This window comes from Micromonospora sp. NBC_01655, assembly GCF_026339755.1.
In the GTDB taxonomy this organism is placed as follows: domain Bacteria; phylum Actinomycetota; class Actinomycetes; order Mycobacteriales; family Micromonosporaceae; genus Micromonospora.
This window is the reverse complement of sequence record NZ_JAPEQF010000001.1, coordinates 3253349-3265134: the sequence shown is the minus strand read 5'-3', so window position 1 is coordinate 3265134 and position 11786 is coordinate 3253349. Positions and strand designations below refer to the sequence as shown.

The 11786-nt window shown below is 73.5% G+C and carries 13 protein-coding genes; 7 read left to right on the top strand and 6 right to left on the bottom strand.

Annotated features, from left to right (window positions below):
• Positions 1–122 precede the first annotated feature (122 nt).
• A complete protein-coding gene (locus OOK41_RS15300; RefSeq protein ID WP_266265576.1) occupies positions 123–1259 on the bottom strand; it encodes a peptidoglycan DD-metalloendopeptidase family protein in 1137 nt (378 codons plus the stop codon).
• 216 nt (positions 1260–1475) lie between these two features.
• Here OOK41_RS15300 and OOK41_RS15295 point away from each other — a divergent pair, with 216 nt between their 5' ends.
• A complete protein-coding gene (locus OOK41_RS15295) occupies positions 1476–1658 on the top strand; it encodes a hypothetical protein (protein WP_266265575.1) in 183 nt (60 codons plus the stop codon).
• A 98-nt stretch (positions 1659–1756) separates the two neighbouring features.
• Here OOK41_RS15295 and OOK41_RS15290 read toward each other — a convergent pair whose 3' ends face one another.
• The 5 genes from OOK41_RS15290 to ccsA are packed head-to-tail and all read right to left on the bottom strand — an operon-like array spanning position 1757 to position 6332.
• Positions 1757–2671 carry a cytochrome c-type biogenesis protein CcmH gene (locus tag OOK41_RS15290; protein ID WP_266265573.1) on the bottom strand — a complete coding sequence of 305 codons (915 nt, stop codon included), beginning with the start codon at positions 2669–2671 and terminating at the stop codon, positions 1757–1759.
• Positions 2668–3231 (bottom strand): redoxin domain-containing protein, encoded by a 564-nt coding sequence (locus tag OOK41_RS15285; RefSeq protein ID WP_266265572.1) that lies wholly within the window; start codon positions 3229–3231, stop codon positions 2668–2670. Before OOK41_RS15285 ends, OOK41_RS15290 begins: the two co-directional genes overlap by 4 nt.
• Positions 3228–5177 (bottom strand): heme lyase CcmF/NrfE family subunit, encoded by a 1950-nt coding sequence (locus OOK41_RS15280; protein ID WP_266265571.1) that lies wholly within the window; start codon positions 5175–5177, stop codon positions 3228–3230. The genes OOK41_RS15285 and OOK41_RS15280 overlap by 4 nt, the downstream gene beginning before the upstream one ends.
• Positions 5167–5577 carry a cytochrome c maturation protein CcmE gene (locus OOK41_RS15275; protein WP_117670251.1) on the bottom strand — a complete coding sequence of 137 codons (411 nt, stop codon included), beginning with the start codon at positions 5575–5577 and terminating at the stop codon, positions 5167–5169. The genes OOK41_RS15280 and OOK41_RS15275 overlap by 11 nt, the downstream gene beginning before the upstream one ends.
• Positions 5574–6332, bottom strand: a complete 759-nt coding sequence (gene ccsA / locus OOK41_RS15270; protein ID WP_207892830.1) for a cytochrome c biogenesis protein CcsA — start codon at positions 6330–6332, stop codon at positions 5574–5576. The genes OOK41_RS15275 and ccsA overlap by 4 nt, the downstream gene beginning before the upstream one ends.
• 133 nt (positions 6333–6465) lie before the next feature.
• Between ccsA and coxB the strand changes: the two genes are divergently transcribed.
• From coxB to OOK41_RS15240, 6 genes are read left to right on the top strand one after another with little or no spacing between them, the layout of a single operon-like run.
• Entirely contained in the window at positions 6466–7506 is a 1041-nt protein-coding gene (gene coxB / locus OOK41_RS15265; RefSeq protein ID WP_266265569.1) for a cytochrome c oxidase subunit II, read from the top strand.
• A gap of 10 nt (positions 7507–7516) precedes the next feature.
• On the top strand, positions 7517–9442 hold the full coding sequence (gene ctaD / locus OOK41_RS15260; RefSeq protein WP_266265568.1) for a cytochrome c oxidase subunit I: 1926 nt from the start codon (positions 7517–7519) through the stop codon (positions 9440–9442).
• Positions 9439–10068 carry a heme-copper oxidase subunit III gene (locus tag OOK41_RS15255; RefSeq protein WP_117670243.1) on the top strand — a complete coding sequence of 210 codons (630 nt, stop codon included), beginning with the start codon at positions 9439–9441 and terminating at the stop codon, positions 10066–10068. Before ctaD ends, OOK41_RS15255 begins: the two co-directional genes overlap by 4 nt.
• Complete coding sequence (locus OOK41_RS15250) at positions 10065–10469, top strand: hypothetical protein (RefSeq protein ID WP_266265567.1); 405 nt, start codon at positions 10065–10067, stop codon at positions 10467–10469. Before OOK41_RS15255 ends, OOK41_RS15250 begins: the two co-directional genes overlap by 4 nt.
• Positions 10457–11371 carry a cytochrome c oxidase assembly protein gene (locus OOK41_RS15245; protein ID WP_266265565.1) on the top strand — a complete coding sequence of 305 codons (915 nt, stop codon included), beginning with the start codon at positions 10457–10459 and terminating at the stop codon, positions 11369–11371. The genes OOK41_RS15250 and OOK41_RS15245 overlap by 13 nt, the downstream gene beginning before the upstream one ends.
• A complete protein-coding gene (locus tag OOK41_RS15240) occupies positions 11368–11760 on the top strand; it encodes a cytochrome c family protein (RefSeq protein WP_117670238.1) in 393 nt (130 codons plus the stop codon). Before OOK41_RS15245 ends, OOK41_RS15240 begins: the two co-directional genes overlap by 4 nt.
• The last annotated feature ends 26 nt before the right edge of the window (positions 11761–11786 follow it).

The following is an 11786-nucleotide window of genomic DNA, read 5'->3' as shown; positions in this document are numbered from 1 at the left end:
TCATGCCCGGGCCGGTCAGCCGCAAACCGCGACTGTCCCACCACCCCGTCTGCCCTACCGGGATGCTGCTGCCAGGCGTGCCGTGCCCGGCGCGGCGGTGAGCCGCCGCGCCGGGCAGACGATCAGCACCAGCCGTTGATCGTGCCGTTCACCCCGGTCCAGAGGTACGCGTCGGAGACCCAGCTACCGTCGCTGAGCCGGTTCCAGAGCGACGTGCTGCCGTACCGCCCGGCGTGTGAGGTTCCGTTCGCGGAGCAGAAGATGGTGACGGTGGCCCCGTCGCCAACGGATCCGAGCGCGGCGTAGCCGGTGCCGGGGCCGGCGCGCCGGGTGAGGCTCCCACCGCCGTTGGCGTCCACCACTCCCTGGTTGAAGCCGAGCGCGCCGTAGTTGTAGACGGCGCTGCCGGCCCCGGCCCAGGCCGATCCGTGCCGCGCGCCGCCCTGGTAGGCCGCGGCGCCGTTCTCGAACGCCCACTTGCCGAGGCCGTGACCGGCGATGGGGACGTACGCGCTGTTCTGCCGCAGCCCGAAGTGGACGTGCCGGCCGTAGGCGGCCCCGCCGCAGGTGACGTCGGTGCCGGTGTAGCCCAGGTACGCGCCCGCGCCGACCGCCGCCCCGTTGACCGAGATGCTGCTCCACAGGTGGTAGTAGTCGGTCGAGTAGCCCCGGTCGTGGATCACCCGGATCCAGCCCTGGCACATCGTGTACGCCGTGCCGCCCCGGGCGGCGCGGACGACCTGGTCGCCGCCGGCGAGGTCGACGGAGCTGTACGGCGACTCGCTGCCGCCCCAGCCGTGCGGACCGCTGGTGAGCGTCCAGGTCTGGCCGACCGCGAACGGCAGGGCCATCCCGGTCCGGTAGTCGCCGCCGGCGTACATGGGGGCCGGCGTGGTGTTGAAGACCTGCCGCTCCTGCTTCGACACGAGGGGCGACTCGGCGGCCAGGTCGCTGAAGTCGGCCTCGCCGTCGAACGCGACCCGCCACCGCCCGGCGTCGGCGCGCGCGATGAACACCGAGCCGGTCGGGTGGGCGTCCTCCTGGCGGGGGGCGACCGCGACGGCGGTGCCGAACGCCCACCGCCCGGCCTGCCGGCTGATCGTGACGCGGGTCTCCGGTGCCGCGACGTCACCCGTGCTGGAACGCTCGGCCTGACCGAGCAGCTTGCTGGTCACGGCCTCGGTGACGGTCGGGGGCACCGGCTTCGGCGCCGCCCCGGCGCTCGCCGGATCACCGCCGACCAGGATCCCCGCCGCCAACAGAGCCATCGGAACGCCGGCCCACCGTCGTAACTGTCGCATCGACACACCCCTCAATCGATCTGCACCTATGGGCGATGCGGTGACGATAGGTGGCGACAAAAAAAATGTCTACACCCTGGGACCGCAGCGGCGAAATTTTCTTTCGGCCGGTTTGGATCAGGTGCCGAGGGGTACGGCCGACAACGGCAGTCGACGCGGAGGGCGGTACGGGCGATGAACGGTGATCGACTCGGTGACGTGCTCGTCGGAGCGGCCGGCGATCTGGCCGGCGCGGTTGTCGATCCGCGCAGGGGATTGCGTCAGCTCCGGTCGGCGGTCTCCGGCCGGGCCCTCTTCATCATGGCGGCGGGCCTGGTCGTCGGCTACCTGCTGGCACGGTCACGAGCGCGCTCCTGACCCCCGGACGCGCATGGCTGCCGGCACGGTCGCCGGCTCCTCCAGGAGTGTGGCCGGGGTGACCGGCGCGGCTCGTGCCGGCACCCCCGCCAGGGAGGTCATGGGCGGACGGCCAGCAGCCGTTCGATCTCCGGGGCGGCCGGATGCTCCGGCGCGACGGTCAGGAAGCGTCGGAGGGTGCGCGGTGCCTCGACGGGACGCGTCCGCCGCTGGGCGAGGCCCAGCACGAGCAGGCCGTCAGCAGAGTCCGGCACGCGAGCCAGCGTTTCCGTCGCCGCCTGCGCCGCCCCGGCGGCGTCGCCTGCCCTCAGCAACGCGAAGGCCAGTCGCAGCCGGATGGTGTCGTCGGATCGGTCGCGCAGGGCCTCCCGGTACATCTGCGCGGCGGCGGCGTACCGGTCCTGCGCCTCCAGGTCGCGCGCCAGGCCCAGCGCGACCGCGACCGGATCCGCCGGCGTCGGGGTGGGCCCGGGGCGGTCGAGGCTGCGGGTGGCGACGGCTACCGACACCACGACGGCGATCAGCCCGAGCGCCGAGCATCGCCAGGCCCGACGGGCCCCGGCACCCGGCATCGCCCTGGCCGGCCGTCGCGGGGACGTCGGTGCCCTCGGGCCGTCGTCGGGCCCCGAGCGGGGCCGCAGCGTGCGTCGGGCCGCGTAGCCGGCGCCCAGCAGGGTCAGCGCGGGGACGGCCCAGAGCAGCAGTCCCCACCCACGGGCCGGCGGTTCGACCAGCACCTCAGGGCCGTAGCGCTCGACGAACCAGCGTCGGACCTCGGCGCGGCTGCGCCCCTGAGCCAACTGGTCCGACACGGCCTGCCGCATCGCTGCCGCGATCGGCGAGCGGGAATCGGCCACCGACTCGCCCTGACAGGCCGGGCAGCGCAGGTCGGCGGCGACCGAGCGGACCGGGTCGTCCCGACCGGTGCCGGCGGCCGACCGGGTCAGGCCCACGCCGGCCGCGGCGAGCAGGGCCGCGAGGGCGAGCGCCGCTGCGGCGGGGCGCCACCTCATTCGGCCAGCAGCGGCGCCACCCGCTGCTGCAGCCACTGCCGGGTGACCACCCCCCGCTGCCGGTCGACGATGCGACCGTTCCGATCCACCACGAAGGTCTCGGGCACCCCCCGGACGCCCCAGTCGACCGCCCGGGTGCCGTCCGGATCGGGTAGCACGGTCAGCCCGGTCGCGCCGGTCTCGTCGAGCAGCGCGCGGACCGCCTCGGTGCCGTCCCGGACGTTCAGCCCGACCAGCCGCAGGCCGCGCGGGGACCAGCGCTGCCCGGCGTCGACCAGCAGCGGCAGCTCGTCCCGGCACGGCCCGCACCACGAGGCGAAGACGTTGATCAGAAGCACGTGGCCACGCGCGTCGGCCAGGTCGAACCGGCCGCCGTCCAGCGTGGCGCCGGAGAGGGCCGGGGCCGGCACGGGTGCCGACCTGTCGGTGGTGTCGACGTCCGACGCCGGGGGTGACCGTAGGCCGAGGGCCACGACCACGGCGATGGCGACGGTGGCCGTGAGCACCAGCGCCGGTCCGACGGGTATCCGGCGCGGCCGTCGACCGGCGAGGCGGGTCATCTCCCGACCCGGGCGCGGGCGGCGACGGTTGCCGGGCGGGTTCCGCCGGGGGTCGTCCCGCTTCGGCGTCGCGGGCGGGCGGTGCCGATCGCCGCCCCGAGTCCCGCCACCGAGGTCAGCGCGCCGCCGGCCCAGAGCAGGCCGACGAGCGGGTTGACCGCGAGCCGCAGGGTTGCGCTGCCGCTGTCGGGCGAGACCGCGATCAGGGTGACGTAGGTGTCCCGGAGCAGTCCGGTGTCGATCGCCGGCACCGTGACGGCGGTGTCCCGGGCCGGGTGGTAACGCAGGGCCGGGGTGACGGTACGCTCCGCGCGACCCGACTCGGAGAGCCGCAGCCGAGCGCGCGCCGACATCTGGCCGGCGCCTCCCGTCCGGTCCACCCCGACCAGGCGGATGCTCGCGTCACCGACCCGCAGCGTCTCGCCGGTCCGGACGGTCCGTTCGGTCTCCCGCCCGTACGCTGAGGATCCCGCGACGCCCACCGCGACCAGGGCGATCCCGCAGTGGGCCAGCGTGCCGGCGAGCCGTCCCACCCGCTGGCCCCGCCCCGCCCGCCGCAGCCGGTCCGGCAGCTCCCCGACGAGGCCGGCGAGCACGAACGCGGCGGTGCCGAAGGCGGTGAGCGCGGGCAGGCCGGGCCGGCTGAGCAGGCCCACCACGGCGACCGTGGCCAGGGCCACGCCACCCGGTACGGCGAGACGGCGTACCGCCCGGGTCCACCCGCCGGCCCGCAGGGCCGGCGTCACGCCCATCGCCAGCAGCAGCACGATCGCCAGTGGTACCGCCGTGCGCTGGTAGTAGCCCGGGCCGACGGAGGTGCGGACGCCGGCGAGCGGGCCGGACAGCAGGGGAAAGACCGTGCCGATCAGCACCACCGCCGCGAGGGTCACCAGAAGCACCCCGTTGACCAGGACGACGGTGTTGCGGGACAGCACCGGCGACCCGGTACGACGCGCCGGCTCGGCGGTGCGCCTGCCGGTCAGGACCGTCGACGCGACGACCGCGAGCAACACGAAGCCGAACAGCACGGGCCCCAGCGGCGAGTCGGTGAAGGCGTGCACGCTGGCCACCGCGCCGGACCGGGTGAGGAACGTGCCGAGCAGCACCAGCACGAAGCTCGCGCAGGCCAGCACCCGGTTCCACCCGGCCCGGCCGGCGCCGCGACCGAGCGCGGTGTGCAGGAACGCGGTAGCGGTCAGCCAGGGCAGCAGGGAGGCGTTCTCCACCGGGTCCCACGCCCAGTAGCCGCCCCAGCCCAGCACCGCGTACGACCACCAGGCGCCGAGACCGATGCCGGCGCTCAGCGCCGCCCAGGCGGGCAACGTCCATGGCCGGGCCATCCGCAGCCAGGCGCGCCCCTGCCGGCCGGCCAGCGGCGCGGCGAGCGCGAAGGCGAACGGCACGACCAGACCGATGTAGCCGGCGTAGAGCAGGGGGGGATGTACTCCCATCGCCGGATGCTGTTGCAGCAGCGGGTTGGGCCCCGGTCCGTCGGCGGGCACCGGATCCACCGTCCGGAACGGGTTCGCGGCGAAGCAGGACAGCGCGAAGAAGAACATGGCAACCGCGCTGAGCACCGTCATCGCGTAGGCGTGCAGCCGCAGCGGGTAGCGGCGGCCGGCGAGCAGCACCGCGTAGCCGCCGAGGACCAGCAGCCAGAGCAGCAACGACCCGTCCAGGGCTGACCAGAGGCTGGTCACCGTGTAGTACAGGGGCACCTGGCGGCCACCGTTCTCCGCCACGAACCGCACGCTGAAGTCGTGCCGCAGCAGGGCCGCCTCCAGCACACCGCAGGCGACGGCGGCGGCGGCGAAGGTCGCGGCGGTGGCGAGACGGGCCGGTCGGGCCGGCGCGGAGAACAGGGCCACCCGCAGCCAGAGCAGGGCGGTCAGTACGGCGCAGAGCAGTCCGACGGTGAGACTCGCCGTGCCCAGCTCACCGAGCATCGGCCGGCTCCACCGGGGAGGTCGACGGGGCGTACTCGTTGCCGTGCCGGACCACGACGTGGTCGGAGCGGAACGTCCCGTCCACCGCCAGGCTGCCCTCGACCACCGCGCCCTCGCCCTCCCGGAACGTCCCCGTCGGAGCGCCGCGCTGCTCGACGGTGATCTCGTGTCCCCCCTCGGCGAGGCGAAACACCACCAGGTCGCCGTCGCGGCGCAGGGACCCGGGCACCACGTCCCCACCGAGGCGTACCCGTTCCCGGGCCGCTGCCGGGTCGCCGAGCACCTCGCCCGGCGTCCGGTAGTAGGTGAGGGTGTCGCGCAGCGCGCTGGTGACCAGGAGCGCGCCGGCGGCGAGGAGCACGACGGCGAGGGTGGCCCGGCCGGTGCGGCGGCGGATCATCCGACCCGGGCCGGGACGCGGTCGGGGGCGCGGGACGCGCCGGTGGTGCCACGACGTTCGAGCCGCACGGCCCGGTGCAGCAGGACGCAGAGCGCGCCGAGCGTCGCGGCGGCCACGGCGAGCAGCAGGGCGACACCCATCCGAGGGTCGATCGGCGGCCGTTGCGGGGCGAACACGGTCGCCTGCTGGTGCAGCGACCGCCACCAGACGACGGAGAAGTGCACCACCGGGACGAGCAGGAACCCGACCACGCCGGCGACTGCCGCCGAGCGGGCTACCCGATGGTCGCCTCCGTCGCGGGTGCCGGCCCGTTCGCTCATGGCGCTGCGCAGGGCCAGGTAGCCGGCGTACGCGAGCAGGAGCAGGGCGGTGCTGACCAGTCGGGGGTCCCAGGCCCACCAGGTGCCCCAGACGAGGTGCCCCCACAGCGAGCCGGTGGCGATCGTGACGACGGTCAGCGTCACGCCGATCTCCGCGCCCGCCCGGGCGAGCCGGTCCCACTGGAGGTCGCCGGTGATCAGGTAGGCCACGCCGGCGGCCAGTACGACGGCGAACGCGGCGTAGGCGACCCAGGCGGCGGGGACGTGCAGGTACATGAGTCGCTGCGCCTGGCCCTGCACCGCGTCGGGCGGGGCGAGCCAGCCGCCGGCGACCGCTGCCGCCGCCGCCAGCCCACCGGTCGTCCAGGCCATCGTGCGGCGCGCGGCGGCTGCTCGGGGAGTGTCCGCGACGAGGTCCACCGTGGAGGTTCGCATGATCTCCCTGTCCGCGCCGCAGGCGCTTGCCGGATGGATTCCTGCCCGTCCACCGTAAGCCCCCAAAGCGCGTGAACGATGCTATTCGGAATAAAGCGCCATAAACGGCTTAAAGCTCCTAGCATCGCTTCCGGTGGAGACGACAGCGGACCTGACCGTCAGCGCCGTCCGGGACACCCGGCGGCGCGGACGATCACGTCGTTCGCTGCCGATCGCGCTGTTCGGCCTGCTCCTGCTCGCCGGCTGCGCCGGCGACTCGCCCTCCGCCCTGAATCCCGCCGGCACCGGATCGGCCAGGGTGGCCGGCCTCTGGTGGCTGCTCTTCTGGATCTCCATGGCCGTCTTCGTCGAGGTCATGGCCCTGCTGATCTGGGCGCTGGTGTTCCGGCGGGGCACCGCCCGGGTACGGCACGGCCAGCCGCTGCGTTTCGTCACCATCGCTGGCGCCGGCCTGCCGCTGGTCATCCTCGTCGCCGTCTACGGGGTGGGCCTGCGCGACCTGGCCGCGCTCGGCGACGGACCCGGCCCAGAAGCGCCCACCGTCGAGGTGACCGGCCACAAGTGGTGGTGGGAGGTGCGTTACCCGGGCGCGTCCGGAGCGACCGCCAACGAGATCCACATCCCGGTGGGGGAACAGGTGCGGGTACGGCTGCGCACCGCCGACGTGCTGCACAGCTTCTGGGTGCCACAACTCATGCCCAAGACCGACCTGATCGCCGGTGAGACCCGCGAGACCTGGCTGCGGGCGGAGCGGGCCGGCAGCTACCGGGGTCAGTGCGCCGAGTACTGCGGCACCCAGCACGCCCACATGGCCTTCCTGGTCGTGGCGCAACCCCGCGCCGACTACGACGCCTGGCTGGCCCGGCTGGACGCCCCGGCCCGGGAGCCCGGCACCGACGCCGAGCGCCGCGGCCGGCAGGCGTTCGTGCAGGGCACCTGCGCCGCCTGCCACGCCGTCCGGGGCACCGGCGCCGAGGGGCGGGTGGGCCCCGACCTGTCGAACGTGGGCTCACGGTGGAGCATCGGTGCCGGGGCGGTGCCCAACGACGCCGGCCACCTCGGCGGCTGGATCGCCAACTCCCAGACGGCCAAGCCGGGCAACGCCATGCCCCCGCAGCCGATCGACGCCGCGCGGCTGCCCGACCTCATCGCCTACCTGCGGTCGCTGGAATAGGTGACAGGACATGCCCACCACCACACCGTCGCCCGCCGTCAGCCCGGCGGACCTGGCCCGGCTCACGGAACACTGGGCCGAACCGCCCTCCCTGCGGGCCTGGTTCAGCACCGTCGACCACAAGCGGATCGGCCGGCGGTACCTGGTCACCGCCGGGTTCTTCTTCGCCCTCGCCGGCCTCAGCGCCCTGGCGATGCGCACCCAACTCGCCCGGCCCGAGGCGGGCGTGGTGTCACCGCAGGAGTACAACCAGCTGTTCACCATGCACGGCACGGCGATGATCTTCCTGTTCGCCACCCCGATGCTCTTCGGCTTCGGCAACTTCCTGGTGCCGTTGATGATCGGCTCCCGGGACATGGCCTTCCCCAGGCTGAACGCGTTCGGCTACTGGGTCTTCCTGTTCGCCGGGCTGTTCATGTGGTCGAGCCTGCCCTTCGGTGCCGCGCCGAACAACGGCTGGTTCGCCTACGCACCGCTGACCGGAGAGCAGAACACTCCTGGCCTGCACATGGACGTCTACGCCCTCGGGCTGCTCTTCCTCGGCATCTCCACCACCGCCGGCGCGATCAACTTCATCGTCACCGCGCTCAAGCTACGCGCCCCCGGGATGTCGCTCAACCGGGTGCCGCTGTTCGTCTGGGCGATTGTGGCCACCGCGTTCATGGTGATCTTCGCGTTGCCGGCGCTGAACCTCGACAACGCGATGCTCTTCCTCGACCGCCGGTTCGACACCCACTTCTTCGACCCGTCCGCCGGTGGGAACGTGCTGCTCTGGCAGCACCTGTTCTGGATCTTCGGCCATCCGGACGTCTACATCATTGTCATGCCGGCGCTGGGCATCGTCTCAGCCGTGCTGCCCGCGTTCACCCGCCGCGGCGTGGTCGGCTACCCGCTGGTGGTGCTGGCCATCGTGGCGATCGCGATCATCTCGTTCGGCGTCTGGGTGCACCACATGTTCGCCACCGGGCTGCCGCAGCTGTCGTACAGCTTCTTCAGCGCGGCCAGCACCATCATCACCATCCCGTCCGGGCTCCAGATCTTCGCCTGGCTGGCCACCATGCTGCTCGGCCGGCTGGTGCTCAAGGTGCCGCTGCTGTTCGTCATCGGCTTCATCGTCACCTTCGTGCTCGGCGGCTTCACCGGCACGATGTTCGCCCTGACCGCCTTCGACCAGCAGGTCACCGACTCCTACTTCGTGGTGGCCCACTTCCACTACGTGCTGATCGGCGGAGCGGTCTTCCCGATGCTCGCCGGCATCTACTACTGGCTGCCGAAGATCACCGGCCGCATGTACGGCGAGCGGCTCGGCCGGTGGGCGTTCTGGCTGATCTTCACCGGCATGCACGTCACCTTCTTCCCGATGCACCTCTACGGCCTGTTCGGCATGCCACGCCGCGTCTACACCTACCGCAGCGAGCCCGGCTGGGACGGGTGGAACCTGGTCAGCACCGTCGGGTCGTACCTACTCGCCGTCGGGCTGCTACTCGTACTCGTCGGCGTGGTACACGCTGTGCGCCGGGGCAAACCCGCCCCGCCGGACCCGTGGAGCGGCGACAGCCTGGAATGGTCGACCCAGTCGCCGCCCGAGCCGTACAACTTCCCCGTCCTGCCCCGCGTGCACAGCCTGCACCCGACCTGGGACGAGCGGACCGCCGAGTCGACCGGCCCGGGCGCGAGCGCGGACCGCGTCCTCAGCGAGGGCCGCCGGACCCTGCTCACCAGCGAGCTGGACGCGCACCGGGAGCGGGCGGTGGAGATGCCGGAGTCGAGCCTGCAGCCGCTCCTGCTCGCCGGTGCCCTGCTGCTGTTCTTCACCTCGATGCTCCTCGCCTGGTATCCGGTGGCGGCGGTCGCCGTGCTCGTGGTGGTGGTGACCATCGCGGTGTGGCTCTGGCCACCGCGCCGCCCGGACCAGGAACTGGGGGTGACGGCATGACGGACCCGGCCGGCATCGTGACGGCCGCGACCCGCGCCGAATCGCTCAGCGCCGAACTGCCGGCCGGACGGTCCACCGGCTGGTGGGGCATGGTGATGTTCGTGGCCACCGAGGCCACCCTCTTCGCCTGCCTGCTCGGCAGCTACTACTACCTGCGCTTCCAGTACGGCCCGCAGTGGCCCCCGCCCGGCATCGAGGCTCCCAGCCTGCTCAAGCCGCTGGTGATGACGGCAGTCCTGCTGCCCAGCAGCCTGCCCATGCTCTGGGCCGAACACGGCATCCGGCGTGGCCAGCGGTGGCGGCTGCGCTCCGGACTGGCCGCCACCATGCTGCTCGGGATCACCTTCCTGGCCCTACAGGCCACCGAGTACGCCGAGAAGCTCCGGCAGTTCACCATGACCACCGACGCGTACGGCTCGCTGTTCTACCTGATCACCGGCTTCCACGGGCTGCACGTCCTGATCGGACTGACCATGATCGGCTGGCTGCTCGCCGCCTCGCTGCGCGGCGGCAGCTTCGGCGCGCACCGCCACGACCGGGTCCGCAACGCCGCCATCTACTGGCACTTCGTCGACGCCGTGTGGGCCGCCATCCTGTTCACCATCTATCTCACCCCACGCCTGTGACGACCACCCGAGCCCAATCCCGGGCCCGCCTGACCGGCGGGCTGCTGCTCTGGTACGGCGTGCTCGGCGGCGCGGTCGCCTGGGCGGTGCACCTGCTCGCCGGCTGGAGCCTCGACGAGCTCACCTGCGCTGCCGGTTCCGAACGCGTCTCCGCCGTGCCGCTCTGGCAGGCCGTCGGGCTCGCGGTGGTCGTCCCGGCCCTGGTGACCGTGGGCTCGCTGCTGGTCGCCGCCCTGGCCTGGCGGCGCACCGCCCAGGCACAGGAGGCCGGCGCGGACGACCGGGCGTTCGGCCGGGCACGGATGCTCGCCACCCTGGGGATCTGGGCCAACCTGCTCTTCCTGACCATCATCGTGCTCGGCGGGGTCGCCGTGCTGGTGCTGCCGCCATGTCAACGCTGAGCGCCGACCTCGCCCACCAGCCCGGCCCGGAAACGGTGGCCGAGGGCCTGCTGACGATGCTGGCGGTCGTCCCGGTCTGCCTGCTGGTGGCCGGCTACGGGCGGGGCGTCCAGGAGCTGTGGGCCCGCCGTGGCGCCGGCCAGATCGTGCCACCCTGGCGGGTGGCCGCGTTCGGCGTGGGGGTGCTGACGGTGCTCGCCGCCGAGCAGGGACCGGCACACGAGCTGGCGGAGTCCTCGTTCGCCGGGCACATGACCCAGCACATGCTGTTCCTGCTGGTGGCTGGCCCCCTGCTGGCGGCCGGCGGGGCGGGGCTGCCGCTGACCCTGGCCGCGCCGGTGCCGCTGCGCCGGCTGCTGGCCCGCTGGCGGGTGACGCCGGCCGTGCGCCGGCTGCGCCGCCCCACCACGTACGCCCTGCTGGCCGGGGGCGGGCAGAGCATCGTCCTGTGGTTCTGGCACCTGCCGGAGCCGTACACCGCGGCGGTGGACCACCCGGTCACGCACACCGCCGAGCACCTGTGCTTCCTGGCCGCGGCCTGGTCGTTCTGGGCACCGGTGCTCGGCCCGCCGCGGCACCGCGCACCTGCCCCGGTGGCGGTGCTGGCCCTGGTCGGCACCATGCTGCCGGCCTCGGCGCTCGGGGCGGTGCTCACCCTGGCCCCGGCGCCGGTCTATCCCGCCCGGGTGTTCGGCGCCGACCCGCTGGCCGACCAACAACTGGCTGGCCTGTTGATGTGGGCGCCGATGGACCTGGTCGTGCTGGTCGTGACGCTGACGGTGTTCCTGCGATGGCTGCGGCAACTGGACCGCGACCGGCCCGCCGGCCTGCCCCGGACCGCGACGCGCCCCGGCACCGCTGCGGTGCCGGCCAGCGCGGCAACGGAAGGAGAACGGCGATGAACGTGTCCCGTCGGATCTGGGCGCTCGGGGTGGCCCTCGCCCTCCCGCCGGCCGTGACGGTCACCGGCTGCTCCTCGGCGGCGCCCCCGCCACCACCCGAGGCCCGGGCCGGGCGGCCGGACCGGGGCGCGGAACTGATCGCCCGGTACGGCTGCGGCTCCTGCCACACCATCCCTGGCGTCGGGCGCGCCGACGGTCTGGTCGGGCCACCGCTGACCCGGTTCGGCGCCCGCTCCTACATCGCCGGTGAGCTGCCCAACAACGCCGACAACCTGCGGCGCTGGATCTCCGACCCGCACGACGTGGAGCCGGGCACCGCGATGCCCAACCTGGGCGTCGACGCGATCGACGCGCAGGACATCGCCGCCTACCTGCTCACTCTGGACTGACGGTGCGGCGACCACGCGGATCCTCA

Bases quoted from the DNA above. Each gene is read 5' to 3' on its own strand.
- OOK41_RS15295 (WP_266265575.1), top strand. From the start codon at position 1,476: ATGAACGGTGATCGACTCGGTGACGTGCTCGTCGGAGCGGCCGGCGAT.
- OOK41_RS15290 (WP_266265573.1), bottom strand. From the start codon at position 2,671: ATGAGGTGGCGCCCCGCCGCAGCGGCGCTCGCCCTCGCGGCCCTGCTC.
- OOK41_RS15285 (WP_266265572.1), bottom strand. From the start codon at position 3,231: ATGACCCGCCTCGCCGGTCGACGGCCGCGCCGGATACCCGTCGGACCG.
- OOK41_RS15280 (WP_266265571.1), bottom strand. From the start codon at position 5,177: ATGCTCGGTGAGCTGGGCACGGCGAGTCTCACCGTCGGACTGCTCTGC.
- OOK41_RS15275 (WP_117670251.1), bottom strand. From the start codon at position 5,577: ATGATCCGCCGCCGCACCGGCCGGGCCACCCTCGCCGTCGTGCTCCTC.
- ccsA (WP_207892830.1), bottom strand. From the start codon at position 6,332: ATGCGAACCTCCACGGTGGACCTCGTCGCGGACACTCCCCGAGCAGCC.
- ctaD (WP_266265568.1), top strand. From the start codon at position 7,517: ATGCCCACCACCACACCGTCGCCCGCCGTCAGCCCGGCGGACCTGGCC.
- OOK41_RS15255 (WP_117670243.1), top strand. From the start codon at position 9,439: ATGACGGACCCGGCCGGCATCGTGACGGCCGCGACCCGCGCCGAATCG.
- OOK41_RS15245 (WP_266265565.1), top strand. From the start codon at position 10,457: ATGTCAACGCTGAGCGCCGACCTCGCCCACCAGCCCGGCCCGGAAACG.
- OOK41_RS15240 (WP_117670238.1), top strand. From the start codon at position 11,368: ATGAACGTGTCCCGTCGGATCTGGGCGCTCGGGGTGGCCCTCGCCCTC.